At 71.1% G+C, this 24,880-nt stretch carries 25 protein-coding genes; 18 read left to right on the top strand and 7 right to left on the bottom strand.

Going from position 1 to position 24,880, the window contains the following annotated elements:
- Positions 1 to 48: 48 nt before the first annotated feature.
- The 4 genes from pqqC (at position 49) to ACQP2X_RS28175 (ending at position 3,792) form a co-directional block, all read left to right on the top strand.
- Positions 49 to 744 carry a pyrroloquinoline-quinone synthase PqqC gene (pqqC, locus tag ACQP2X_RS28190; protein ID WP_498686918.1) on the top strand — a complete coding sequence of 232 codons (696 nt, stop codon included), beginning with the start codon at positions 49 to 51 and terminating at the stop codon, positions 742 to 744.
- Entirely contained in the window at positions 741 to 2,057 is a 1,317-nt protein-coding gene (gene pqqE / locus ACQP2X_RS28185) for a pyrroloquinoline quinone biosynthesis protein PqqE (protein ID WP_498686917.1), read from the top strand. The genes pqqC and pqqE overlap by 4 nt, the downstream gene beginning before the upstream one ends.
- Positions 2,054 to 2,857 carry a pyrroloquinoline quinone biosynthesis protein PqqB gene (gene pqqB, locus ACQP2X_RS28180; protein WP_498686915.1) on the top strand — a complete coding sequence of 268 codons (804 nt, stop codon included), beginning with the start codon at positions 2,054 to 2,056 and terminating at the stop codon, positions 2,855 to 2,857. Before pqqE ends, pqqB begins: the two co-directional genes overlap by 4 nt.
- 80 nt (positions 2,858 to 2,937) lie before the next feature.
- Entirely contained in the window at positions 2,938 to 3,792 is an 855-nt protein-coding gene (locus ACQP2X_RS28175; protein ID WP_498686913.1) for a shikimate dehydrogenase, read from the top strand.
- On the opposite strand, the gene ACQP2X_RS28170 is transcribed toward ACQP2X_RS28175, so the two are convergent.
- On the bottom strand, positions 3,728 to 4,954 hold the full coding sequence (locus ACQP2X_RS28170; RefSeq protein WP_498686911.1) for a CaiB/BaiF CoA transferase family protein: 1,227 nt from the start codon (positions 4,952 to 4,954) through the stop codon (positions 3,728 to 3,730). The genes ACQP2X_RS28175 and ACQP2X_RS28170 overlap by 65 nt on opposite strands.
- Positions 4,955 to 4,987: 33 nt before the next feature.
- Entirely contained in the window at positions 4,988 to 5,755 is a 768-nt protein-coding gene (locus ACQP2X_RS28165; RefSeq protein WP_498686909.1) for an IclR family transcriptional regulator, read from the bottom strand.
- A 157-nt stretch (positions 5,756 to 5,912) separates the two neighbouring features.
- On the opposite strand from ACQP2X_RS28165, the gene ACQP2X_RS28160 reads away from it, so the two are divergent.
- Genes ACQP2X_RS28160 through ACQP2X_RS28125 form a run of 8 tightly spaced genes read left to right on the top strand, consistent with a single transcriptional unit; the run spans position 5,913 to position 15,886 of the window.
- Positions 5,913 to 7,346 carry an aldehyde dehydrogenase family protein gene (locus ACQP2X_RS28160; RefSeq protein ID WP_498686908.1) on the top strand — a complete coding sequence of 478 codons (1,434 nt, stop codon included), beginning with the start codon at positions 5,913 to 5,915 and terminating at the stop codon, positions 7,344 to 7,346.
- The gene (locus ACQP2X_RS28155) at positions 7,346 to 9,061 is read left to right on the top strand and encodes a thiamine pyrophosphate-binding protein (protein WP_498686906.1); all 1,716 of its coding nucleotides are present in this window, start codon (positions 7,346 to 7,348) and stop codon (positions 9,059 to 9,061) included. The genes ACQP2X_RS28160 and ACQP2X_RS28155 overlap by 1 nt, the downstream gene beginning before the upstream one ends.
- A gap of 15 nt (positions 9,062 to 9,076) precedes the next feature.
- Positions 9,077 to 10,225 (top strand): ABC transporter substrate-binding protein, encoded by a 1,149-nt coding sequence (locus tag ACQP2X_RS28150; RefSeq protein ID WP_498686905.1) that lies wholly within the window; start codon positions 9,077 to 9,079, stop codon positions 10,223 to 10,225.
- Positions 10,226 to 10,230: 5 nt separating this feature from the next.
- Complete coding sequence (locus ACQP2X_RS28145) at positions 10,231 to 11,100, top strand: branched-chain amino acid ABC transporter permease (protein ID WP_498686902.1); 870 nt, start codon at positions 10,231 to 10,233, stop codon at positions 11,098 to 11,100.
- Positions 11,097 to 12,914 (top strand): branched-chain amino acid ABC transporter ATP-binding protein/permease, encoded by a 1,818-nt coding sequence (locus tag ACQP2X_RS28140; protein WP_498686900.1) that lies wholly within the window; start codon positions 11,097 to 11,099, stop codon positions 12,912 to 12,914. Before ACQP2X_RS28145 ends, ACQP2X_RS28140 begins: the two co-directional genes overlap by 4 nt.
- Positions 12,911 to 13,630 carry an ABC transporter ATP-binding protein gene (locus tag ACQP2X_RS28135; RefSeq protein ID WP_498686898.1) on the top strand — a complete coding sequence of 240 codons (720 nt, stop codon included), beginning with the start codon at positions 12,911 to 12,913 and terminating at the stop codon, positions 13,628 to 13,630. Before ACQP2X_RS28140 ends, ACQP2X_RS28135 begins: the two co-directional genes overlap by 4 nt.
- Positions 13,630 to 15,462 carry an oxidoreductase gene (locus ACQP2X_RS28130; protein ID WP_498701063.1) on the top strand — a complete coding sequence of 611 codons (1,833 nt, stop codon included), beginning with the start codon at positions 13,630 to 13,632 and terminating at the stop codon, positions 15,460 to 15,462. Before ACQP2X_RS28135 ends, ACQP2X_RS28130 begins: the two co-directional genes overlap by 1 nt.
- A gap of 10 nt (positions 15,463 to 15,472) precedes the next feature.
- Positions 15,473 to 15,886, top strand: coding sequence for a pyridoxamine 5'-phosphate oxidase family protein (locus ACQP2X_RS28125; protein WP_498686896.1), 414 nt, complete (start codon positions 15,473 to 15,475; stop codon positions 15,884 to 15,886).
- On the opposite strand, the gene ACQP2X_RS28120 is transcribed toward ACQP2X_RS28125, so the two are convergent.
- Both ACQP2X_RS28120 and ACQP2X_RS28115 read right to left on the bottom strand, forming a co-directional pair.
- Positions 15,874 to 16,422: a hypothetical protein gene (locus ACQP2X_RS28120; protein ID WP_498686894.1), complete on the bottom strand. Its 549-nt coding sequence runs from the start codon at positions 16,420 to 16,422 to the stop codon at positions 15,874 to 15,876. The genes ACQP2X_RS28125 and ACQP2X_RS28120 overlap by 13 nt on opposite strands.
- A 26-nt stretch (positions 16,423 to 16,448) precedes the next feature.
- On the bottom strand, positions 16,449 to 16,688 hold the full coding sequence (locus tag ACQP2X_RS28115; RefSeq protein WP_498686893.1) for a hypothetical protein: 240 nt from the start codon (positions 16,686 to 16,688) through the stop codon (positions 16,449 to 16,451).
- Positions 16,689 to 16,752: 64 nt separating this feature from the next.
- Between ACQP2X_RS28115 and ACQP2X_RS28110 the strand changes: the two genes are divergently transcribed.
- The 4 genes from ACQP2X_RS28110 to ACQP2X_RS28095 all read left to right on the top strand — a co-directional run bounded on the left by ACQP2X_RS28110 (position 16,753) and on the right by ACQP2X_RS28095 (position 18,732).
- Positions 16,753 to 17,043, top strand: coding sequence for a hypothetical protein (locus ACQP2X_RS28110; RefSeq protein ID WP_498686892.1), 291 nt, complete (start codon positions 16,753 to 16,755; stop codon positions 17,041 to 17,043).
- Between the two features lie 30 nt (positions 17,044 to 17,073).
- Positions 17,074 to 17,511 carry a hypothetical protein gene (locus tag ACQP2X_RS28105; RefSeq protein ID WP_498686889.1) on the top strand — a complete coding sequence of 146 codons (438 nt, stop codon included), beginning with the start codon at positions 17,074 to 17,076 and terminating at the stop codon, positions 17,509 to 17,511.
- Positions 17,512 to 17,528: 17 nt separating this feature from the next.
- Positions 17,529 to 17,828, top strand: coding sequence for a hypothetical protein (locus ACQP2X_RS28100; RefSeq protein ID WP_498686887.1), 300 nt, complete (start codon positions 17,529 to 17,531; stop codon positions 17,826 to 17,828).
- Positions 17,829 to 17,907: 79 nt separating this feature from the next.
- Positions 17,908 to 18,732 (top strand): serine/threonine-protein kinase, encoded by an 825-nt coding sequence (locus ACQP2X_RS28095; RefSeq protein WP_498686886.1) that lies wholly within the window; start codon positions 17,908 to 17,910, stop codon positions 18,730 to 18,732.
- On the opposite strand, the gene ACQP2X_RS28090 is transcribed toward ACQP2X_RS28095, so the two are convergent.
- Positions 18,722 to 20,509 (bottom strand): bifunctional sugar phosphate isomerase/epimerase/4-hydroxyphenylpyruvate dioxygenase family protein, encoded by a 1,788-nt coding sequence (locus ACQP2X_RS28090; protein WP_498686884.1) that lies wholly within the window; start codon positions 20,507 to 20,509, stop codon positions 18,722 to 18,724. The two genes, ACQP2X_RS28095 and ACQP2X_RS28090, sit on opposite strands and share 11 nt — an antisense overlap.
- Positions 20,510 to 20,596: 87 nt before the next feature.
- Between ACQP2X_RS28090 and ACQP2X_RS28085 the strand changes: the two genes are divergently transcribed.
- Positions 20,597 to 21,247 carry a TetR/AcrR family transcriptional regulator gene (locus ACQP2X_RS28085; RefSeq protein ID WP_498686882.1) on the top strand — a complete coding sequence of 217 codons (651 nt, stop codon included), beginning with the start codon at positions 20,597 to 20,599 and terminating at the stop codon, positions 21,245 to 21,247.
- On the opposite strand, the gene ACQP2X_RS28080 is transcribed toward ACQP2X_RS28085, so the two are convergent.
- On the bottom strand, positions 21,228 to 21,941 hold the full coding sequence (locus ACQP2X_RS28080; protein WP_498686880.1) for a hypothetical protein: 714 nt from the start codon (positions 21,939 to 21,941) through the stop codon (positions 21,228 to 21,230). The two genes, ACQP2X_RS28085 and ACQP2X_RS28080, sit on opposite strands and share 20 nt — an antisense overlap.
- Before the next feature lie 269 nt (positions 21,942 to 22,210).
- On the opposite strand from ACQP2X_RS28080, the gene ACQP2X_RS28075 reads away from it, so the two are divergent.
- Entirely contained in the window at positions 22,211 to 24,055 is a 1,845-nt protein-coding gene (locus ACQP2X_RS28075; RefSeq protein WP_498686879.1) for an AMP-dependent synthetase/ligase, read from the top strand.
- Here the strand turns inward: ACQP2X_RS28075 and ACQP2X_RS28070 are convergent.
- On the bottom strand, positions 24,043 to 24,873 hold the full coding sequence (locus tag ACQP2X_RS28070; protein WP_498686878.1) for a type II toxin-antitoxin system Phd/YefM family antitoxin: 831 nt from the start codon (positions 24,871 to 24,873) through the stop codon (positions 24,043 to 24,045). The two genes, ACQP2X_RS28075 and ACQP2X_RS28070, sit on opposite strands and share 13 nt — an antisense overlap.
- Positions 24,874 to 24,880: the final 7 nt, after the last annotated feature.

Genomic DNA, 24,880 nt, shown 5'->3' with positions numbered 1-24,880 from the left:
CCTCGAATCGCGCGCCGAGATCTCGGGGTACGCCGGAGTCGACCGCCCGTGGCTGACGAAGCGCTGAGCCGCGAGGCTTTCGCCGCCGAGCTGCGCTCCCTCGCGCCGCGCTATTGGGACGGCCATCCGTTCCATCGGCGCCTGCACGCGGGGGAGTGCAGCCCGGGTGAGGTCCGCTCGTGGGTCGCCAACCGGTGGTACTACCAGCAGATATTGGCGCGTAAGAATGCCGCTGTTATCGCGAACTGCCCGCTGCCCTCGGTGCGCCGGGCCTGGCTGTCCCGCGTCGTCTTCCACGACGGCGCGCGCGACGGCGAAGGCGGCGAGGCCGATTGGCTGGTGCTCGCGGACGCGGTCGGGCTGTCCCGGGACGAGCTTCTCGACGAACGCCACGTGGCGCGGGGAACCCGCTTCGCGGTCGACGGATATCTCCAGTTCTGCCAGCAGCGGCCGTGGATCGAAGCGGCGGCCGCGGCGCTGACCGAGATGTTCTCACCCACGCTCATGGCGGCCCGTGTCGTCGCGTGGCGCGAGCATTACGACTGGATCAAACCCGACGGCTACGCCTATTTCGAGAACCGCATTCCCGTCGTCCGCGACGACGCGCGCTACACGCTCGATCTGGTGCTCACGCATTGCCGGACGAGGGAATCGCAGATCGCGGCGGTGCGAGCGCTGGCCTTCAAATGCGACGTGCTCGGGGCGATGCTCGACGCCATCGACTATCAGGGCGGCATCGGATGAGGCCGGGCCTGGCCGGCGGCGTACGGCTCGTCCACGACCCCGTGCGTGACGTCGACGCGCTGCTCTATCCGGAGGGGAGCCTGCTGCTGGACGGGCCGGCGGCCGACGTCGTCCGGGCCTGCGATGGTCGCCGCCCTGTACCCGAGATGGTCGGCGTGCTGGCCGCGATGTACGACGGGGTTTCCATAAGCGACATATCCGATCTCATCGCCGACCTGGCCGACCGGCGGTTGCTTGCCGACGGCGGATACCCCGCACGTGTCCGAAATATCGCGGGTAAACCGCTGAAAAGGACACCGTTACCCGTCGGAATGGTCGCCGAGCTGACCTATCGGTGCCCGCTGAGCTGCGGCTACTGCTCGAATCCGGTGGAGATCACACGCGCCGAGATGGACACCGAGCACTGGTTGGAGCGGCTGACGCAGGCGCGCGATCTCGGCGTACTCCAAGTGCATTTCTCCGGTGGGGAGCCGGTGCTGCGGCCGGACCTGCCCGAGCTGGCCGCCCGCGCGCGCAGGCTCGGCATGTACACGAATCTCATCACCAGCGGGGTCGGCCTCACCGAGAAGCGGCTCGACGGCATCGACCACGTACAGCTCTCGGTGCAGCACGCCGACCCGGCCACGGCCGACGCCATCGCCGGGCTGCGGTCGCACCACCGCAAAATCGCGGCCGCCGCCCTCGTCCGGGAGGCCGGCCTGCCGCTGACGGTCAACGTGGTGCTCCACGCCGCCAACGTCGACGCTCTCGACGAGATCGCCGCCTTCGCCGCGAGCCTCGGCGCGTCCCGGCTCGAACTGGCACATACCCAGTACTACGGCTGGGGCCTGCGCAACCGCGCCGCGATCATGCCCACCGCGGCCCAGATCGAGCGGGCCGACGAGGCCGCGGCCCGCGTGCACGGCCGCTACGACATGGAGATCGTCTACGTCCGCCCGGATCACCACACGGGCCGCCCCAAGCCGTGCATGAACGGCTGGGGTTCGCGGCAGTTCGCGGTGAACCCGTCCGGCACCGTCCTGCCGTGCCTGGCCGCCGATCAGCTCCCCGGCCCGAGGCCCAGCGGCTCCCTCGAGGAGATCTGGTTCGGCTCGGAGCTGTTCAACCGGTTCCGGGGCACGGCCTGGATGCCCGACCCGTGCCGGAGCTGCGATCTGCGCGAGCTCGACTTCGGCGGCTGCCGCTGCCAGGCCTTCCAGCTCACCGGCGACGCCGCCGCCACCGACCCGGTCTGCACCCTGTCCCCGCACCATGAGGACCTGATCCCGGCCGGTGGTCCCCGCCCGGCCGTGATTCCCCGGCGCTACCGGTGAGGGTTCGCGTCCTCGGCAGCGCGGCCGGCGGCGGCTGCCCGCAATGGAACTGCGCCTGTGAAACCTGCCTCCGGGGTCACCACCGGTCGCAGGACTCGGTGGCGGTCTCCGGCGACGGGAACGCGTGGTACCTGATCAACGCCTCCCCGGACATCCGGACCCAGCTGATCGGCACACCGGAGCTGCGGCCCGGCCCCGGCCTCCGGGAGACGCCCGTGCGCGGCGTGCTGCTCACCACCGCCGAGCTCGATCACACCATCGGCCTTCTCTCGCTGCGCGAGGCCAATGCGCTGACGGTGTACGCCACCAGGGCCGTCACCAGCGCATTGGCGCCGTTCCGGGCGCTGCTCTCGGCGTACACCAATGTCGAATGGCGTGACCTGCCCGCCCAGCTGGACCTCGACGGCGGCCTGACCGTCCGCCGGCTGACCGTGGGCCCGAAGCGTCCCCGCTACGCGGCCGGCCTCCCGGGCGACGGCTGGGTGTCGGCCCTGCGGCTTTCCTCGGCCTCCGCGAGCTTCGTCCATGCCACCTGTCTTCCCGCGTGGACCACCGAGTTCGACGGCTTCATCGCCGGCGCCGACGAGGTTCTGCTCGACGGCACCTTCGCCACGGATGACGAGCTGACCCGCGTGACCGGGCGGCCGGGGAGCGCGGCGAGCATGGGGCATCTGCCGATGGCCGACTCGCGCCCGCACTTCGCGCGACACCCGGGGACGCGCTTCCGGTACGGGCATCTGAACAACACGAACCCCGCCGCCGGCCCGGACGTGGCCGAGGACGGCATCGAGCTCATCTGATCTCCCGGGCGGTCTTGACAGGGGACCGGTCGGGCGAGAATAACTAACGTACTGGTTCGTACAAAGAACTGGAGAGCAACGTGGACCGTCGTTTCCTGGTCGGCCTGATCGGCGCGAACATCGCCACGTCGATGAGCCCGGCGCTGCACGAGCTCGAGGCCGACCGGCAGGGTCTGCGCTACCTCTACCAGCTCATCGACCCGTCCCTGCTCGGCGTCGGCCTCGGCGACGCGCTGGTCGCCGCCCGGCGGCTCGGATTTCGCGGCGTCAACGTCACCCATCCGTACAAGCAGGACGTCGTGCGGTTCCTCGACGAGCTCTCGCCCGAGGCGGCCCTGCTCGGAGCGGTGAACACCGTGCTGTTCGACGGTTCGCGGGCGACCGGGCACAACACCGATCGCTACGGCTTCGCCTCCGGGCTGGCCCGGCAACTCCCCGGCGTCGCCACCGGCCACGTCGTGCAGATCGGCGCCGGCGGCGCGGGCGCGGCCGTGGCCTCCGCGATCGCCGGCACCGGAACCCGGCTGCTCACCCTGGCCGACCTGGACGCCGGGCGCGCGCGCCGGCTCGCCCGCGCCATCGGCGACAACACCGGCACGACGGTCGACGTGATCGCCCCCGACGAGGTGCCGGCGCGCCTGGCCGACGCCGACGGGCTGGTCAACGCGACACCGATCGGCATGGAAGGGCATCCGGGCATGCCGGTCGCGGCCGAACATCTGCGGCCGGCGCTGTGGGTGGCCGACGTGATCTACCGGCCGCTGGAGACCGGGCTGATCCGGGCCGCGCGGGCGCGCGGCTGCCGGGTGGCCGACGGCGGCGGCATGGTCGTGCACCAGGCCGCCGCGTCGTTCCGGCTCTTCACGGGGCTCACGCCCGACGAGGAGCTGATGTACGCCGACTTCGAGACTCTGACCGGGACCCGCCGTGCATGAGCGGCGGTTCGTCCCGCCAGCGCCGCAACAGCTCCGGCAGCTCCTCGTTGTGTTCGCCGAGCGCCGGTGGTGGCGACATCGGCGTCAGCTGTTCGCCGTCGACGAGCACGCCGCTGCCGCTGACCCGCAACGGGCCGCCGGCCGGCGACCTCAGCTCGGTGAAGAAGCCACGACCGGCCAGCTGAGGCGACGCGACCGCCTGGGGGACCGTCAGGATGCGGGCCGCCGGCACCCCGGCCGCCGGCAGGATCTGTTCCCACTGGCCGGCCGGGCGCGCTCGCAGCGCCTCGTTCAGCGCCTCGTTCAGCTCGGCCCGGTGCTGTTTGCGGGCCTCCCGTTCGGCGAACCGCGGGTCGGTGAGCAGGCCGGGGCGGTCCACCAGGCGGCACAGGGTCTCGAACTGCTCCTGGCGGTTGGCCGCGATGTTCAGCGGGCCGTCCGCCGTCTCGAAGGTGCCCGACGGGGCCGCCGTCGCGTTCTGGTCGCCCATCGGCTGGGGCTCGACCCCGCTCACCACGTAGTTGGAGACCGCCCACCCCATGGCCGACATCGACGCCTCCAGCATGGACACGTCGAGGAACGCTCCCCGTCCGCCGGCCAGGGCCGCCACCACGGCCAGGGCCGCGCTGAGCCCGCCGACCGTGTCCGCCACCGGGAAGCCGACCCGCTGCGGGGCCGTGTCGGGCGTTCCGGTCACGCTCATCATCCCGGACAGGCCTTGGATGATCTGGTCGTACGCCGGCGCCTGGCTCAGGGGCCCGGACTGGCCGAAGCCGGTGATAGCGCAGTAGACCAGCCCGGGGTTGATCGTGCGCAGATGGTCCCAGCCGAGGCCGAGCCGGTCCATGACGCCCGCCCGGTAGTTCTCCACCAGCACGTCGGCGTGCTCGACCAGTTCGGTGAAGACCGCCCGGCCGTCCCGCTCCTTCAGGTCGAGCTCCACCGACTTCTTGCCCGCGTTCTGCGCGAGGAAGGACGCGCCGAGCCGCCGCCGGTTCAGCGCCGGGTCCGGGCCGAGCTGGCGGGCCAGGTCGCCCCGCCCCGGCATCTCGATCTTGAGGACCTCGGCTCCGAGCAGCGCCAGATGATAGGTGCAGAACGGGCCGGCGAGGACGTTGGTGAGGTCGAGGACGCGGACACCGTCGAGCGGCCGGTCGGGCATCAGCGGTACTCCTCCCGTAGCAGCAGAAGTGTTCTAGAAGAGCGGGTGGTCGAAACCCCGCTCGTTCATCTGGGCGGCCGCCTTGAGCAGCGCCTCGGCGAAGGCGGCGACCCGCTCGTCGTCGAAGCGGACGGTCGGCCCGCTCAGGGTGAGGGCGGCCACGACCGTGCCGGAGCGGCCGAGGATCGGCACGGCCACGGCCGACAGGCCGTTCTCCCGCTCGCCGTGGCTGGTCGCGTATCCCTGCTGGTCGGCCTCGTCGATCCACTCCCGCATGCGGCGGACATGGCCTTCGCCGTACGGGGAGGAGGCGGCGATCCGTTCGAGCAGGGGGTCGGGGGCGTTGCGCAGCAGCACCTTGGCCGACGCGCCGGCCCACATGGGCAGTTCGTCGCCGACGTGCACGACATGCCGCAGCGGCTGCGGGCTCTCCTGCTGGGCGATGCAGACGCGGACGATGTCGCGGGCCACGTAGACGTTCACCGTCTCGCGCTCGCGGGCGGCCAGCTCCCGCATCATCCGCTGCGTCTCCGGCGGCAGCTCCCAGCTGCGGCGGGCCAGGTGCGCCCACCGCCACAGGCCCGGACCGGCCATATATCCGGTGGTGGTCGCCCACAGCAGACCGCTCTGTTCCAGGGTCTGCACGAGCCGGATCACTGTGGTCTTGGCCAGGCCGGTCGCGGCGACGATGTCGCGCACGGCGATCAGCGGCCGGTCCTCGCTCAGCAGGGACAGGATGTCCAGCGCGCGCTGGACGCTGCGGACGCCCGAGCCGTCGGCGGCGCTCTCGTCGCGGGTCACGGTGACTCCCTCTCTCGAAAAGACTGCCCCTGATTCTGGCGTCAACCTCTTGCCTTCCGCTGGCGGCCAACCGTACGTTACACCGGAGTCCGCAGAGCGGTCCAGAAGATGCTTCTCCGGTCCGTCTAGTGGACCACCTGACAGAGAGGAGGCGAAGATGGTCGACCGAACGCCGACGCTCCTCGGTGGAAAATGGATCTCCGAAGGCCCGGCCTTCGAGCGTGTCGGGCCCTTCGCCCGTACGGTCGTCAGCAGCGCCCGCTCCGCCGAGCCGGGCGACGCCCGGGCCGCGGCCGAATACGCCAAAGCGAGCGCTCGTACGGTGGCCCGCCTGGCCCCCGCCACGCGAGCGGCCGTCCTCGATCGCGCGGCCGCCCTCGCCGGCGAGCGCCGGGAGGCGATCGCCCGGCTGCTCGCGCTGGAACTGGGCAAGCCGCTGCGCGACGGCCTGGGTGAGCTCGACCGGGTGGCCGACACGTTCGCGGTCTGCGCGGCCGCCGCCCGCGACATCGGCGGCGACGTGCTCCCGGTCGCCGGCTGGGCGCGCGGCGCCGGCAACACCGCGATGACCTATCGGGCCCCGGCCGGGGTGGCCCTGGCCATCACGCCGTTCAACGCCCCGGCCAATCTGCTCGCCCACAAGCTCGGCGCCTCGTTCGCGGCCGGCAACAGCACGATCGTCAAGGCGCCCCCACAGGCCCCGGCCGTCTCCGCCGCCGTGGTGTCGCTGCTGCTCGACGCGGGCGCCCCGGTCGAGGCCGTCCAACTGCTGCACGGCGGGGGAGAGGTCGGAGCCGAGCTGTGCGCCGCGCCCGAGGTGGCCGTCATCAGCTTCACCGGCAGCGCCGAGACGGGCGCGGCCGTGGCCCGCGCCGCCGGCGCCAAGCGCCTGGTCCTGGAGCTCGGCGGCAACGCGGCCACGATCGTCTGCGACGACGCCGACCTGGAACAGGCCGCCAAGATCTGCGCCCGCACCGGCTACAGCAACTCCGGGCAGAGCTGCATCTCCGTCCAGCGCGTCTACGTGGCCCGCGAGCAGAAAGACCGATTTGTTCAGGCACTCACCGACGAAGTGAAGCGCCTGCGGGTAGGCGACCCGCTCGACCCGGCAACGGACGTCGGTTCCATGGTGGACGAGGCGGCCGCCGAACGCGTTCAACAATGGGCGACGACGAGCGGCGGGCAAATCGCCCTCGGCGGCACTCGCGACGGCGCGACGCTGAGCCCCACCGTGGTCGTCGACCCGCCGGAAGACGCCGAGGTGGTCGTCAAGGAGGTCTTCGGCGCGCTCGTGACAGTGCTGCCGTTCGACGACTTCGACGCGGTACTCGAAACGTGCAATGCCAGCAGCTTCGGCCTTCAGGCGGGCCTCTTCACGCGGGACGCCGGCCGCATCTTCAAGGCCTGGCGCGAGCTGGAGGTCGGCGGCCTGATCGTCAACGGCTCGTCCAACTACCGCCTCGACCACGTCCCGTTCGGCGGGGTGAAGGACTCCGGCTTCGGCCGTGAGGACCCCCGCCACATGGTCGAGGACTACACCGTCGTCAAAACGCTGATCCTGCGTGGCCTGTCGATCTGGGGAGAGAACTGATGAGGACCGCCGCCGACGCCCTGGTCGAGCAGCTGAAGAGCTACGGCGTCACGCACATCTTCGGCACGTGCGGGCACACGAACATCGCCCTGCTCGACGCGATCGGCCGCAGTGACATCGACTTCGTCATCGCCCGCCACGAGCAGACCGCCGCGCACGCCGCCGACGGGTACGCCCGCGCCACCGGCAAGCCGGGCGTCCTGCTCATGCACGTCGGCCCGGGCATGATGAACGCGGTCACCGGCGTGGCCACGGCCGCCCTCGACTCGGTGCCGCTGGTCGCCATCTCCGGCGACATCCCCTCCTACATGTACGGCCGTCACCCGCACCAGGAAGTCAACCTGCACGCGGACGCCGACCAGACCGCCATCTACCGCCCGTTCGTCAAGCGGGCCTGGCAGGTGCAGCGCTCGGCCGACCTGCCCCGCTTCACCGAGCGCGCCTTCTGGACCGCCACCAGCGGCCGCCCCGGCGCCGTCCTGCTCAACGTCCCCATGGACATCTTCAACCGCGACGCGCCCGGCGGTGAGTATCCGTTGCCGATCAGCGCGACCAGGCCCGATTTGTCCGAAGCGGACGCGAAAAAGATCGCCGCCGCGCTGGTGGAGGCGGAACGGCCGCTGATCTACGTCGGCGGTGGCCTCCGGGGCAGCGAAGCCCTCAAGGAGCTCGCGGAACATCTCGACATCCCGGTCGCCCACTCGCTGATGGCTAAGGGAACCCTGCCCGACGACCACCCGCTCGTGCTGGGCATGACCGGCTTCTGGGGGCTCAAGGAGACCAACGAGTACGCCCGGAACGCCGATGTCGTCCTGGCCATCGCGACCCGCTTCGCCGAGACCGACTCGAGCTCGTGGGATCCCGAGTACACGTGGCGCTTCCCACCGTCGCGGCTGATTCAGATCGACATCGACCCGGCCGAGATCGGGCGGAACTACCCGGTCGAGATCGGCGTCGTGGCGGATGCCGCGCTTGCGGTCGGGCGCGTGCTCACCGCCGTACGGCAAAGGAAGCCGGAGGGAACCGACCGGCCCTCGCTCCGCTCGGAGATCGGGCAGGCGCGGGCCGAGTTGTTCGCGGCCAGCGCCGAACGCGGCCGCAGTGACCAGTTCCCGCTGCGGCCCGAGCGGATCCTGGCCGACGTGCGCGCCTCGCTGCCGTCGGACACCGTGCTCGTCACCGACGTCGGCTGGAACAAGAACGGCGTGGCCCAGTGCTACCCGCTGCCGGCCGACGGCCGGTTCATCACCCCGGGCGGCGCCTCCACCATGGGCTTCGGCCCGGCCGCCGCGCTCGGCGTGCAACTGGCCCAGCCCGAGCGGGTCGTGGTGGCGCTGATCGGCGACGGCGGCATGAGCGCCCAGCTCCCGGCGCTGCCCATGGCGGTCGAGCAGGGCCTGCCGGTGATCTTCCTGGTGATGAACAACCGTGCCCACGGCACGATCTCAGACCTGCAGTCGAGCTTCTTCGGCCGCAGCTACGGATGCGACTTCGTCGATCCGGACGGCAACCCGTACAGCCCCGACTTCGCCGCCCTCGGACGCGCCTGCGGCGCCGACGGCTATCTGGTGGCGGAGCCCGGCGATCTCACCGTCGCCCTCAAGTCGGCCGTCGAGCGCCGCCGCCCCGCGGTGATCGACGTGCCGATGGTCAACGAGCCGGTGCCCACCCCGGGCCACTGGAACATCAAGGACATCTATCAAGGTCGATTTTAAAGAGGTGACACGCACATGGTCCGCATGAGAGCCACCGCTTTCGCCGTGCTCGCCGTTGTCCTGACCGGAGCCACCGCCTGCAGCGCGCCCGGCTCCGACAAGGAGGAGTCGGGCAGCGACTCCGGCCCGATCAAGATCGCCGTCGTCGACGCGCAGAGCGGGCAGCTCAGCTCGCTCGGCGCCTGGGAGCTCAAGGGCGCCCGCCTGGCCGTCGACGAGTGGAACGCGGCCGGCGGCGTCAACGGCCGGCAGATCCAGCTCGACGTCTTCGACGACCAGGGCGACCCGACCACCGGCACCAACCTCGCCCGCAAGATCGACAGCGAGGGCTACATCGCGATGATCGGCACCGCCGAGAGCGCTGTCACCATCGCCATGGCCCCGCTGCTCAAGCAGGCCGAGATCCCGAACATCACCTCCGGGCAGTCGCCCGGCCTGGTGAAGGTCGGCAGCGACTTCCTGTTCCTCAACGGCCCGACCTCCACCACCTACGACGAGACCCTGGCCAAGCACATCGTCGACCAGCAGGGCATCAAGAGCATCGCGATGATCACCAACAACGGCGGCTACGGCAAGGGCGAGCACGACGCGTTCCTCAAGGCGCTGCAGACGCGCAGCGTCACGCCGGTCGCCGACCAGGTCGTCACCGCCGACCAGAAGGACTTCAGCGCGGTCCTCACCTCGATCCGCCAGAAGAACCCGAAGGTCATCTTCCTGGGCGCCGAGGAGGTCGAGTCGGGCCTGATCGTGAAGCAGGCCCGCGACCTCGGCATCACGTCGACCTTCGCCGGCGCGGCGCCGCAGGGCACGCCGGTCTTCATCGACACGGCCGGCGCGAAGAACGTCGAGGGCACGATCGTCAGCTCGCCGTACCTGAGCAACGACATCGACGAGGCGTCCAAGAAGTTCGCCGCCGCCTACAAGGCGAAGTTCAACGAGGAGGCCGAACTGCACGGCGCCAAGGCGTACGACGGAACCCAGATCCTGCTGACCGCCCTCAAGACCAGCAACGTCGCGAGCGGCAAGGCGCTGGCCGACGCGATCAGGGCCACCAAGCACGACGGGCTGCTCGGGAACTTCGCCTTCGACGAGACCGGCGTCGGCATCTTCGAGACGTCGATCGGTGTCATCAAGGGCGGCCAGCTCGTGGCCGCCGGAAGCTGACCGGCATGCAGGTCTTCTTCCAGACGATCGTGGGCGGCGTCAGCCTGGGCGCCGTCTACGCCCTGGTGGCGCTGGGGTTCTCCCTGGTCTACCGCACGATGGGGCTGGTCAACTTCGCGCACGGCAACGTCGTCACGGTCGGCGCCTATCTGGCGTCCACCTTCTATCTGACCAGCAAGTTGCCGTTCGCCCTGGCCATGATCGTCGCGATCGTCGTGACCGGGGCGATCGGCCTGGTCATCGAGCGGGTGCTGCGCCCGCTCGAGAACAAGGACTTCGACCTCATGCTGATCGGCACGATCGGCTTCGGCATCGTGCTCGACGCCCTGATCATCATGATCTGGGGCGCCACCGGCCGCGCCGTCCCCTCACCGGTGCAGACCGCGCCGATCGACATCTTCGGGCTGAGGATCAGGACGTACGACCTCGTCGTGCTGGCCATCGCGGCGCTGGCCACCGTGCTGCTGGTGCTGTTCCTGTCGCGCACCAAGAGGGGCGCCGCCATGCAGGCGGTCGCGATGGACCACGAGGCGGCCACGGCCGTCGGCATCCACGTGGGCCGCAGCAACGCGATCGCCTTCATGATCGGCGCCGGGCTGGCCGCGCTGGCCGGCGGCCTGGTCGGGCCGCTGCTCTACGTCAGCCCGGCGCTCGGCGGCGCGCTCGGCATCAAGGGCTTCGCGGCCGCCATCCTCGGCGGCTTCGGCAGCATCCCCGGCGCGATCCTCGGCGGCCTGGCCATCGGGATCCTCGACTCGTTCACCGCCGGGCACTTCCAGGGCTACTCCGAGCTGGTCACCTTCCTCGTCTTCACGGTGATCATCATGGTGCGGCCGACCGGCATCTTCGGCGAGCGGACGGTGAACCGGGCATGAGACAGCGCATATTGATCATCGCTGCCCTCGGCGTCGCGGCCTGGTTCCTGCCGTACGGGCTCGACTCGTACGCCATCCACGTCGTCAACGTCATCCTCATCTTCGCGATCCTGGCCATCGGGCTCGGCCTCGTCATGGGCATCGCCGGTCAGGTCAACCTGTCGCAGGTGGCGTTCTTCGGCGTGGGCGCCTACGTCACGGCGATCCTCACCACGCACGCCGGGATGGGCTTCTGGGTGGCCGGGGTGCTGGCCGTCGCGGCCACCGTCCTGATGGGGCTGGTGATCGGCACGCCGGCGCTGAGGGTGCAGTCGCACTATCTGGGCATCGTGACGCTGGGGCTGGCCCTGGCCTTCACGAACTGGGTGACGAACGCCGAGATCGCCGGCGGGGCCGAGGGCATCTCCGGGATCCCGGCGCCCTCCGTGCCCGGCGTGGACCTGTCCAGCGAGTACATCTACTACTACCTGGAACTGATCGTCTTCGCGGTGGTGCTCGGCTTCGGGCTCTTCGTGGTCCGTACGGCCCTGGGCCGCCGGATGCGGGCCATGCGTGACGACGCGCTGGCCGCGGGCGCGCTCGGGGCCGAGGTGCCGATGCTCCGGATGACGGCGTTCATGCTGGCCAGCGTGTACGGGGGAGTGGCCGGCGTCCTCTACTCGGGGCTCATCCGCTACGTCGCCCCGGAGTCGTTCAACATCGCCAACATGTTCCTGCTGCTGGCCATGGTGATCATCGGTGGCCGGCAGAGCCTGATCGGCTGCGTGGTCGGCGCGATCAGTCTCGCCCTGGTCCGCGAGCTCCTGGTCGACCACCCGACCATCGCCCAGCTGGCGTACGGCTCGGTCGTCGTCCTGGTCGTCGTCTTCGCCCCGACGGGCCTGGCCGGCCTCCCTCGACGGGTCCGCGCCGCCATCGACCATCGGCGCGGGACGCGGGGAAGCGCGGCGCAGTTGAGGCCGTTCGAGCCGTACGAGGCCGTCGCCGCCTCCTCACCCACCTCCGATGATCAACTTCTGCGGGTCGAGGGGGTGACCAAGCAGTTCCGGGGTCTCAAGGCGCTCGACGACGTCTCGCTCACCGTGACGACCGGCGAGATCCGCGGGATCGTCGGGCCGAACGGCTCCGGCAAGACGACGCTCTTCAACGTGATCAGCGGCCTCTACAAGCCGACCCAGGGCCGGGTGTTCTTCCGTGGCGCCGACATGACGGGGCGGACTCCGTATCGCCTGGCCCGCGCCGGCATGGCTCGGACGTTCCAGAACCTGCGGCTTTTCGGTGACCTCACGGTCGAGGAGAACCTCCTTGTCGCGCTCGACCGCTCGTCGACGTTGTCGGCGTGGCGCTATGTGCTGCGACCGCTGAGTGTGATCCGGCGAGATGTGACTCTGCGATCGGACGCCGCGGACATCTTGGCCCGATACGGGCTCACGGAGTTCGCCTCTCTCGCGCCCAAGTCGTTGCCGTACGGCATTCAGCGCCGTGTCGAGATCGCGCGGGCCGTCGCCGCCGATCCGGCCCTGCTCCTGCTCGACGAGCCGGCGGCCGGCCTCAACGGCGAGGAGGTGCGGCAGCTGGCCGAGATCGTCCGGTCGATCCGCGACAGCGGCCGCACGGTCATCATCATCGAGCACAACATGGGCCTGGTGATGTCGCTCTGCGAGCAGATCACCGTGCTGGCCGGCGGCCGGGTGATCGCCTCGGGGACGCCGGCCGAGGTGGCGGCCGAACCCGCCGTGATCGAGGCGTATCTGGGGGATTCGATGAACACCGACGACCTTCCCGTCCCGTCCGTCGGGGAGGCCACGCGATGACCACCGGGCTTGCCCTGACCGTCGAAGGCCTGACGGTCAACTACGGCGGCGTCAGCGCCGTCCGGGACCTCAGCTTCGAGGTGCCGGGCGGCGAGGCGGTCGGCGTCATCGGCGCCAACGGGGCCGGCAAGACGTCCACCCTCAAGGCCGTGATGGGCCTGGTGCCACGCCGGTCCGGCACACTGCGGCTGGGCGACAAGGACCTGGGCTCGGTCAGCGCCCGCGACATGGTCCGGCACGGCATCGGATACGTCCCGGAGGGCCGGCACGTGTTCACCGGTCTGCCCGTCGAGAAGAATCTGCTGCTCGGCGCGTACGCCCGAAAATGGGACTCGTCGACCAAGGCGACACTGGCCGAGGTCTACGACCTGTTCCCCGTGCTGGGCGAGATGAGGCACCGGCTGGCCGGGGCCCTGTCCGGCGGGCAGCAGCAGATGCTGGCGATCGGCCGGGCGCTGATGTCACAACCCCGGCTGCTGCTGCTCGACGAGCCGTCGATGGGCCTGTCGCCCAAGCTGGTCGAGGACATCCTGGCCGTGCTGCTGCGGCTGCGCTCCGAGGGCCTGACCCTGCTGCTGGTCGAGCAGAACGCCAAGCTCACCTTCGAGGCCACCAGCAGCTGCCTGGTGGTCGAGAACGGCGCGGTCGCCATGACCGGCACGTCGGACGAGCTGCGCAACGATCCCCGGGTCCGCCAGATCTACCTGGGACTGTGATGCTGCTCGGCTCGCCGTTCACCCCGCTCGGCCTGCGCAACCGGGTGGTCAGCCCGCCGATGGAACGCAACTACGGCACCCCCGACGGCCGGGTCACCGAGCGCTATGTGGATTACCTCCGTGAGCGAGCCGCGGGCGGGGCGGCTCTGGTCTTCACCGAGGCCACCTACGTACGGCCGGACGGGCGCGGCCGGCAGCTCCAGCTCGGCGCCCACGGCGACCACGTGGTGCCGGGGCTCGAGTCGCTGGCCACGGCCGTCCACGGTGGCGGCGCCCTGCTCGGCGTGGAGCTCAACCACGCCGGGCGGGTCACCTCCCCGGCCGTGTCGGGCCGCCAGCCGGTGGCGCCGTCGGCGGTGCCGTTCCGCGGTGTGGTCCCGCGCGCCCTGACCACCGACGAGGTCGCCGGGCTGGTCGGCGACTTTGCCGCGGCGGCCCGCCGGTGCGCCGGGGCCGGGGTGGATGTCCTCTCGGTGCACGCGGCCCACGGCTACCTCATCCATCAGTTCCTGTCCCCGCGCACGAACCACCGCACCGACCGCTACGGCGATCCGCTGGCGTTCGTCTCGGAGGTGCTGACGGCCGTACGCCGCGTGGGTCTTCCGGTTTTCCTTCGCCTGTCCGCCTTCGAGGGCGTACCCGATGGCCTGTCCCTCGACGACACCCTCGCGCTGACCGCCCGTCTGCCGCTCGACTGCGTCGACGTGCTGGACATCTCGGCCGGGTGCTACGAGGCCGGCGAGTGGATGGTCCAGCCGGGTGAGGTCGTCCGGGGCGTGCTGGCTCCGTACGCCGCCAAGTTCCGTACTCTGGGAAAGCCCGTCTGCGTGGCGGGACGCATTCCCACGGCCGAGGTGGCCGAGGAGATCCTCCGGTCGGGCGCGGCCGATCTGGTCGCGGTGGGCCGCGCCCAGCACGCCGACCCGCAGTGGACCGGCAAGGCGCTGACCGGTGTGGCCCCGCGTCCGTGCATCGCCTGCAACCAGGGCTGCATCGACGAGCTGCACACGCAGCGCCCGATCTGGTGCCTGGTCAACGCCGCACCCCCGCCCGCCCCGAGCGGTTCGACCCGCCGCGTCCTCGTCGCCGGCGGGGGCGTGGCCGGACTGGAAGCGGCCCACCGGGCGGCCTCGGCCGGTCACGAGGTCGTGCTGTTCGAGGCCGGACCGTCGCTGGGCGGCCGGTTCCGTTACGCGGCAACGCTTCCCGGCCGCCCCGAGTTCGGCCGCCTGCTCGACTGGTATTCGCGAGAACTGGTTCGGCTCGGTGTGGACACGCGTCTGTCGACCCCGGCCGACGCCTCCGTCGTCGCGGCCTGGCGTCCCGAGACGGTGGTGATGGCCTGCGGCGGCACCCCTTTCGTGCCACCGATCCCCGGCGCCTGCCTCCCCCGCGTGATCGGCATCGAGGACTGGCGCGATGCCGTCCCCGGCTCCGTGGTGACGGTGTGGGGCGCCGACCGGGCCGGCCTCGCCGTGGCGGACGCGGCGGCCGCCGCCGGCCATCGGGTGCTGCTGCTTGCCGCCGGTGAGACCCTCGCCCCGGAGGCCGGCTTCCGCGAGAAGGTGCTCGTCGAGCGCCGCCTGCGTGCCGCGCCCGGAGTGGAGATCCGGCTCGGGGCCACCCTGGAGGCCATCACCGAGGACACCTTGCTGATCGGGGCCGCCGGCCGCCTCGAACGCCTCGACGTGGCGGGCCCGGTCGTGGCCTCCCACGGCACGGTGCCGCGCACCCTCGACCTCGGCCCGTGGCCGACCGTCGTGGTGGGCGAGGCCGGCGGCGCCACCTCGGCCGCCGAAGCGATCCGGCAAGCGGCGGCGCTCGCCTTGTAGGTTGGACGTCATGTTCCGCGACGAGGATCTCGCACTGCTGGCCCGCCCGCTCAACGCCTTCCTCACGGTCGCCCCGCGCGGCGACCGCTGGCCGTCCCCGCGCCCGGTCTGGTTCGAGCTGACCGCCGACGGTGACCTCCAGCTGTTCTCGCTGCCCGAGTCCCCCAAGGTCGGCCGCCTGCGCGAGAACCCGCGCGCGTCGATCGTGGTGGCCGCCCCGACGGGCGAGCCCGAGCACTGGGTGGCGGTCGAGGGCCAGGCCACCGTCCACGACGACGGCGCCAACGAGCTGGCCCTGCGCCTGGCCGAGCGCTACTGGACCTGGACCGACCCCGAGCACGACAAGCTCCTCACGGAATGGCGCACGGCCCCACTCGTCCGTATCGTCCTGCACCCGGAAAAGGTGAGCCGCTACTCGGCCTGAGCCCAGGTCAGCCGCCAGTACTGCCAACCGTCCGGCGCGGACGGCCAGCTGGGATCCGGCTGCCACCCCGTCTGCGGTTCCCAGCCGTCCGGAGGCTGGGGCCACTCCGGCGGCACCACGAACCGTAGCCCGGTCGGCCGCGGCGGCACCGGAACGTGAGCGCGAGGCGCGGCCGTCGCCGGTTGCGCCTCGAGCCAGCTGGCCGGCAGCTCGTGGGCGCGCTGAACGTAGAGCACCACCTCGGCCTTGAGCCGGTTGCCCTTGACGACGGCCCGCGCGGCCGCGGTCGTGCCGCTCACGGCGAGATGGGTGACGGCGGGCAGCAGGTCGCCGCTCATCTTCGGGGTGAGCTGCCCGACGCGGCGGCCGTCGACGCGTACCTCGACAAGCTCTTTGGAAGTCCGGGCCGTCTGCTCGGTCATCGGGTGCAATGTGGCGTGGACCCAGCCCTCGCCTTCCGGCCGCAGATGCGGAATCAGGGCGTCCATGTGCTTGTCCTCGCCGGAGACCTGGATCGCCGCGCCGAGCGGAAGCACCTGGTGTCTCTCGCCCGGCGGAGAGTTCAGAGGGAACAGAGATTGCCGAGTTGCCCGGTCTTCCCCCACACGCCGACCGCGTGCGGGTCGTACCGGTTCTGCGGATCGGGGCGCAGCTCGACCGAGATCGACAGCTCGGCGCCGTCGTCGCCGCGGAGCTTGGTGTCCTTGAACAGCGCCTTGATCTGCTTCTCGTAGAAGGATTCGCCGACGACCTCGAAATAGGCCCGGCCGCGTTGTCCCCACAACTCGAATGCTTCCGCCACGGGCGGGAACCTTAACGGCGACGATGACAGAGCGGAGTCGTCCGTTCAGGTGGGGAAGGCTCAGATGTCGACTGATGACGATCGTTACCTGGTCATCAACGGGCGCCGATGGCGGGCGACCGATCCCGCCATTCCCGAGGCGGAGGCGGCCGTGCTGCGCAAGGCGCTGATGGCTGCCCGGCGTGACGTGGGCAAGGCGCTGCGGGCCGGTGAGGATCCGGGGGCGGCGCGCGGCCGGGTGCAGATCGCCAAAGTGGCGCTCGGGGAGCGCGGCACGCCATGGTGGGAGCAGACGCCGGAGGAACGGCGGCAGCGATGGGAGGAGGGTCTGCGCGCCCTGGACGGCGAGCCGTGACCCTGGAGGCGTTCCTGCCGTTGAGACTCGGTGAACGTTGTCGTGCCGGGCTGGATGACCGAGGTGCCGGGCGGTGGGCTGCCGCGGCCGCTGCTGGTGGCCTGGTTCGCCGCCGCCCTGGTGACCTCTGTCGTGCTGGCCGTGGCGGCGGTGCGTGTCTTCTCCCTGGCGCGGCGCTCGCCCGCCGGTGACTGGACCAGCCTGACGCCGGTTCTTCCCGGCTTCGTGGCCGGCGGGATCCTGCTGTTCCTGATGATGCCGGGCATGATGGCCGCGGACGGCTTCGGCTATTTCGCCGCCCTCGGCTTCCTCTCGCCGTGGACCCTCGGATTTCTCACCACCGGGTGGCTGCGGGGGCGGGTGGCCATGACGGCGCTGCTCGCGGTGGCCGCCTCCGGTGTCGCGTTCACTGTCGTCGCCTTCGGGGCCGAGCTTCAGGCGCACCTGTCGCCGCCGCCTCACGACTGACGCTCTAAGATCCTCGGATGGACGCGACACGGCCTCTGCGCTGGTACGCCGGGCTGTGCTGGCTTTTCTTCGGCATCGTGCCCACCGTGCTGGTCACCCTGCTGGTCGTCAAGGGGCGCACGCCGGGGTCGGTGGGCCTGCTGCTGATCGGTGGCATCCCGCTGGTGCTGGCCGCCCTCGGGGCGCTCATCCGGGGGCTCCGCGAGACCGATCCGGAGCAGGCGTCGCGGCGGCTGCACCTGAGCATGGCCCTCGTGGCCGGGGCCGACGTGCTGCTGCTGGGGGGAAATGCCCTGATTCGGATGGGCAGCAGCTGAAGTTTTCCGGCTAGCCGGTACTGCGGTTGGGGGCTCGCCTGGACGACACGCGGGCCGCGGAAGACCACCCTGTTAGGGCATGGGGGTTCTTACAGCAGAAGCGCCGATCGCCTCGGGAATCGTGGTGGCCGGGCGCTACCGGCTCTGCTCCGTGCTCGGGCGCGGCGGCATGGGGACGGTGTGGCTCGCGCAGGACGAGCTGATGGAGCGCTGGGTCGCGGTCAAACAGGTCGACCTCGGCTCGGACTGGTCCGGCAGGACGGCCCGCAAGCAGGCCCTGGCCGAGGCGCGCGCGGCCTCCCGGGTCGAGCACCCGGGTGCCGTGCGGATTCATGATGTCGTCCGCGACGACGACCAACCCTGGATCGTGATGGAGGCCCTGAGCGGGCGGAGCCTCGGCGCCGCCCTCAGAGACCAGGGTCCGCTCCCGATCGAGCAGGTCGTGCGGATCGGGCACTGCATCGTCGACGTGCTCGACGCGGCCCACCGGGCCGGTGTGGTGCACCGCGACGTCAAGCCGGGCAACGTGCAGCTGTGCGACGACGGCCGGGTGGTGCTGCTCGACTTCGGCGTCGCCCACCTGCCCGGCGGTGACTGGCGGCCGCCGCCCGGCGGGTTCGCCGGCAGCCCGGCCTTCGTGTCGCCCGAGCAGTTGCAGGGCGGTGAGCCTCTTCCGGCCAGCGACCTGTTCTCGCTCGGCGCGACCCTCTACGCGGCGGTCGAGGGTCGTTCGCCGTTCGACCGGGGCGACCTGTTCGCCACGGTCCTGGCCGTGGCGGAGGGGAACATGACGCCCTTCCGCCGGGCCGGCCGGCTCACCCCGGTCCTCGAAGGGCTGCTGCAGCCGAAGCTGGGCCGGCGCTGGAGCGCCGCCCGCACGCGCGCGGCCCTGCTCAACCTTTGAAGCGCAGGCGCTGCGCCCGGTGCGCCGCCATGCGAACGGGGACATTGGCGAAGCCGTAGCCGCGGTAGTCGCCGACCCGCTGAACGATCTCGAAGAAGACCCGGTCGCCGACGACCGGGGTGAACAGCTGCCAGTAGTGACCGTGCTCGTCCTCGTCGTACATCGCACCGAGGGCTCGGAGCCCGTCCGGCAGTTCCAGGCGCGCTTCCAGGTCGTCGTAGTAGTTGCCGGGAATCGGCAACGGCTCGATCCCGGCCGCCCGCAGAGCCGCGGCGGTGACGGTGAGATCGGACGAGGCCAGGGTGATGTGCTGCGGATGGGGTACGGCCGGAGCCCAGTCCCCGCGGCGCAACAGGGGCACGCTGAGCGCGATCCGGGCCCGTCGCCGCGGATCGCGGATCGCCAGGGTGCGCATCAGGCCGAACGGCGCCGCGAACTCGCCCGCCTCGTCGTCGGTCATGCCGAGCACCGAGCGGTAGAAGAGCGCGGCCTCGTCGTAGCGGTCGAACGGCTGGGCCAGCGACAGATGGTCGATGCCGGTGATCCCGGCCCCGCCGGCCCGCTCGCCGGTGGGCAGGAAGTCGTCGTGCCAGCCGGCCGGAGAGGTGCGCACGAAGAAGACCTCGGTGCCGTCCGGCGCGGCCACCGCCGTCAGGTCGGCCTCGCTCTGCCGGCGCCGGCGGGGGAGCGGCTCGGCCAGGAGCTGCTCCGCGCGCTCGGCCGACTGCTCCGGCTGCGTACTCTCCAGAGCGAAGGCGCGGATCGCGGCCGAACCCTCGCTGAGGCGCGGAGCGCCGGAGTTGAGCAGGATGCGGGCGGTGCCCTGTTCCCAGAGCTGGACGGCCTTGGACCGGTGCTGGCCGGAGTGGGTGAAACCGAGCGCGCGCAGCAGCGTCTCGAGCTCGGGGCCGGTGGAGGCGTCGACGCCGAGCTCGGCGAACGCGATGCCGTCGAGGTCGGCCGGTGGGGTGAGGCCGGCGTTCTGGAGCGCGATCAGCGAGCGGCGGGCGTCGACGGCCGTGCGATGCGGGTCGGCCTGGCGGAAGACGTCGTTGAAGACCTCGAGCGAGAGCGGCCCGGTGTAGCCGGCGTCGAGGACGGCGCGGGTGAAGCCGTACAGGTCGAGGCCGCCCTGCAGCGGGAAGAGGCGGTGGTGACGGCTCCATTGCAGGACGTCCATGTCCAAGCGTGGCGCATCGGCCAGTTGCAGGAAGAAGATCTTGTCACCTGGAACATTTCGGATATTTTGATAAGAAGTAGTTCGCGACAGCACGTGGAAGCTGTCCAGGCAGAGCCCCAGGGCGGGGTGGTCGGCCCGCCGGACTATCTCCCAGGAATGATCCCATGTGGACACATGGCGTCCCCAGGCCAGGGCCTCGTAGGCGATGCGCATGCCCCGCGCGGCGGCGAGGCCGGCGAGAGCGCGGAGCTGGGCGATGCTGACCGCGTCGTCCGGGATCGTGTCGGGGGAGACCGACGAGCAGACGAGGATCGTGTCGGCGCCGAGGCGGCTCATGAGGTCGAGCTTGGCCGCGAAGCGCCGTCGTACGGCCGCGAAGCGCTCGTCAGTTGCTCCTTCGGCGTCGCGGAACGGCTGGTAGAGATCGATGCTGAGACCCAGATCGCGCACCCGGGCCCGGATGCTCTCGGGGGAGCTGGCCGAGGCGATCAGGTCGTTCTCGAAGATCTCCACGGCGTCGAATCCGGCGGCCGCGGCGGCCTCCAGCCGGTCTTCGAGGGTTCCGGAGAGGCAGACGGTCGCGATACTCGTACGCATGAATCTCCTAATGTACGAACCGGTCCGTTCAGCCTAGGTGACGGGACCACTAGAGTCGACAGCAACGACGTCGAGGGGGATCAGGGCATGACAGCGGAGTCGGCGCCGAAGGAACGCGTCCGGGACGCCGAGCGCACCCGCGCCGAGATCATCGAGGTGGCCACGCACGAGTTCGCCGACCAGGGCTACGCGGGCGCCCGGGTCGACGAGATCGCGGCCAAGACACGCACCACGAAGCGGATGATCTACTACTACTTCGGCGGCAAGGAGGGCCTCTACCTGGCGGTTCTCGAGGGGGCGTACCGGCGGATCCGCGCCCTGGAACAGGAACTCGACGTCGAGCATCTGGAGCCCGTCGAGGCGTTGCGCCGCCTGGCCGAGATGACCTTCGACCATCACGAGCAACACCCCGATTTCGTACGCCTCGTGGCCATCGAGAACATCCACTACGCCAAGCACCTGTCGAGCTCGTCGTCGCGCGAGGTGCTGGCCGCCCCGGCCCTGGAGGTGCTGTCGCGCATCATGGAGCGCGGCCGCGCGGCCGGCCTGTTCCGCGACGACCTGGACGCCCTCGACGTGCACATGATCATCAGCGCCTTCTGCGTCTTCCGCGGCGCCAACCGCTACACGTTCAAGGCCATCTTCGACCGCGACCTGTTCGACCCGAGCCAGCGGGACCACCTCCGCGGCATGATCGGCGACCTGGTCGTCGCCCACGTCACGGCGGGCCGGCCTTGAAGCGAGCCCTCCCGCCGATCCCCGGCGGCGCGACGTCATCGGTCCACGGGGTCCACGTCACCGTGTCGCCGTCCCAGCGGACCGAGCGCGGCACCCGGCGCGAGGCCAGCACTCCGGGCGTCGCGTCCCAGCGCTCACCGACCTGCCGGGTGAGCCCCGCCCGGTCGGTGACGACGACCCAGGACCAGGCGTCCCCGTCGCCGTCGATCTCGTACTCGACGTGCGCCTTGCGCCGGCGATCCGGACTGGCCTTGGCCGCGCCGACCCGGAGGTAGCGGCAGTCGTCCCGCCGGCACGCCCGATAAGCCTCCTCGATCGGGACGGTGTCCCACCCGAGGGTGGCCGCCAGGGCCAGCATGTGCTCGCGCAGCCAGTCGAGGATCGCGAGCCGCCGCTCACCGTCGGGAAGATCGAGGACCCTCCGGTCGTACGGCACGTCGTGCACCTCACCCAGCCCGAGCGACGCCGTGGCCGGCATGCCGGTGAAGAAGGCCGGCTCGTCCATGTCGGTGGGCAGGAACCGGATCCAGTTGGTCTTGGCGACCAGCGGCACGCCACGGTCGAGGTGGTCGCTGAAAAGCTCGGTGATCACGGTGGCGCATTTGGCGTACCGGTCGGCGTCGCTCAGCGCGCGGGTCAGGAGGCGCGTCGGGTCGAGGACCGGATTGGTGTCGACCGACCGGATGCGCCTCATCCTTCAGCGCGCCATGGCTTCAGAGCCCGATCGACCGCCACCTCGACCAGGGCTCGGCGGGTGCGCTTGCGGTCGCGAAGGTTCAAGGGCTCAGCTTATCGCCTCGCAGGTGGGGGTCACGGTGTTCAGGAATCTCTCAGCACCGGCCTTGAGCGCCTGGTCGCGCCGGCTGAGAGCCATGATCGGGCCGAATGGATGTGACGCAGGACACGTTACTGTGCGTACCCTGTCGGTGATGCCCATCGATCAGTGACGCCGGGAGGTCCACAGTGAGCACGGCACAGCGCGCCCAGCCCGACGAAATCACCACCTGGGAACGGATCCAAAGCGAAACTCCGGCTTCGGTGGGCGCCCTGCTCCTCGACCGGGTGGCCCGCACGCCGGACGCCGAGGCGTACAAGTGGCCGGTCGACGGGCGGTGGGAGTCGCAGACGTGGGCCGCCGTCGGGGAGATCGCCACCGAGATCGCCGCGGGACTGCTCGCCCTGGGGCTCCAGCCCGAGGACCGTGTCTCGATCATGTCGGGCACGCGGGTCGAGTGGATCCACGCCGACCTGGGCATCATGTGCGCGGGCGGCGCCACCACCACGATCTATCCGACGTCGTCGGCCGAGGACGTGAAGCACATCCTGGCCGACTCGCACAGCCACATCGCGATCATCGAGAGCGCCGAGCACCTGCCCAAGGTCTTGTCGCCGGGCACCCTGGTCGAGCACGTCATCATGATCGACGGCCCGGTGACGGCCGGCGAGTCCCGGGCCATGACCCTCGACCAGCTCCGCGCGCGCGGCCGCGACCTGCTGGCCGAGCGTCCCGACGCGGTCACCCAGGCCACGGCGGCGGTCACCGCCGATCACCTGGCCACGCTGATCTACACGTCGGGCACGACGGGCCGGCCCAAGGGCGTACGCCTGCCGCACAGCCGCTGGACCTACGAGGCGGCCACGGCCAAGGCGATCGCCCTGATCGAGCCGGGCGACCTGGGCTATCTCTGGCTGCCCATGGCCCACTCGTTCGGCAAGGTGCTGCTGGCGGCGCAGCTCTCCATCGGCTATCCCACCGCCGTCGACGGCGATCTGACGAAAATCATCGAAAACCTTCCCGTCGTACGTCCTACCGTGATGCCCGCCGTACCAAGGATCTTCGAGAAGGTCCACGCCGGTGTCGTCGCGACCGTCCACCGCGAGGGCGGCGTGAAGGCGCGCCTGTTCGACTGGGCGATCGGCGTCGGCCGCCGCGTGGTGCGCGCCCGCCGCAACGGCGAAACCCCCAGTGCCTTGCTGACCCGGCAGTACGCCCTGGCCGACCGCATCGTGCTCAGCAAGGTCCGCGCGCGTTTCGGTGGCCGCATGCGCTACTTCATCTCCGGCGCCGCCCCGCTGTCGAGCGACATCGCCGAGTTCTTCGACGCCATCGGCCTGCCGATCCTGGAGGGATACGGCCTGACCGAGTCGGCCGCCGGATCCACGATCAACCGCAGCCACCACCTCGAGTACGGCACGGTCGGCCTTCCGCTGCCCGGCACCGAGATCGCGATCGCGGCCGACGGCGAGATCCTCATCAAGGGCCCCGGCGTCATGGAGGGCTACCACGGTCTGCCCGACGCCAGCGCCACGATGCTGGAGGACGGCTGGCTCCACACCGGCGACATCGGCGAGATCACCCAGCGCGGCAACATCAAGATCACGGACCGCAAGAAGGACCTGATCAAAACCTCCGGCGGCAAGTACGTCGCCCCGCAGTCCCTGGAGACCCGCTTCGCGGCCTTGTGCCCCCTCTCGGCCCGCATAGTCGTGCACGGCGACGGCCGCCAATACATCACGGCCCTGATCGACCTGGACCCCGACGCCACCCGGGCCTGGGCCGCCGAACAGGGCGTACCCGGCGCCACGCACGCCGAGATCGTCCGCCACCCGAAGACGGTCGCCGCCATCGACGGCTACGTCACCCAGCTCAACGCCGAACTGGGCAAGTGGGAGACCATCAAGCGCTTCACGATCCTCGAACGGAACCTGACAGTCGAGAACGGCGACCTGACCCCGTCCTTGAAGCTGCGCCGCCGCTACGTGGAGCAGCACAACGCCCACCTGCTCGACAAGCTCTACATCGACTGACCACCCACCCCTCGGCGTTCGGGCAGAAAGTCGCGATGCTCCGTGCGGAGCCGGTCGACACCGGCATCGGCTCCGCACGGCCGCAGATGGTCGATCACCCGCCACGCCTCGGCCAGAGCCCGCGAAACGGACGCCATCTCGGCGGCGTGCCGGCGCTGCTGGGCGGCCCGCACCTCCTCCAGGCGGCGGGCCCACCCGGCGGCCACGGCCCGCGCCCGGTCGGGATCGGACTGCTGCCGCGCGGCCTCGGCCTGCCGGAAGGTCTCGGCATGGCGCCTCTCGGACTCCGCCCCCGCCTGCCGCTCGGCCTCGGCCCGCCGCCGCGCCACGTCGGCCTGCCGGGCGTCGTCGGCCCGCCGCCGCGCCACGTCGGCCTGGCGGACGTCGTCGGCAGGGCGGGCGTCGTCGGCCTCGCGGGCGCCGTCAGGCTGGCGGGCGTCGTCGGCCCGACGCCGCGCCGCGTCGGCCTGGCGGGCGCCGTCGGCAGGGCGGGCGCCGTCGGCAGGGCGGGCGCCGTCGGCAGGGCGGGCGCCATCGGCCTGGTGGGCGTCGTCGGTCGGGGGCCGCCAGGCCGCGCCCGTGGCTTGGGGCGGTCGGGCGGTCACGCTCGTCTCGTCGGGTGGGCGGCCGGGGCCGTGGCGCTGATGAGGCAGGGGGAGGGGGACGATCGTGGCCGTCGGGCGGCCGTGGTCGGTGATGGTCACGGGGCGGCCGGTCAGGGACGCCACGCGCACCAGCTGCACGAAGCGGGTGCGCGCCTCGTGCACTGACACCTCGAAGTCGTGATCGGACGGCGAGAAAGCAGCTGGCTGGGCCATGCCGACA

Origin of the sequence: Actinoplanes sp. CA-131856, assembly GCF_050956135.1 — a bacterium.
Classification (GTDB): domain Bacteria; phylum Actinomycetota; class Actinomycetes; order Mycobacteriales; family Micromonosporaceae; genus Actinoplanes.
The sequence above is the reverse complement of the archived record's forward strand: the minus strand, read 5'-3'. Positions and strand labels throughout refer to the sequence as shown.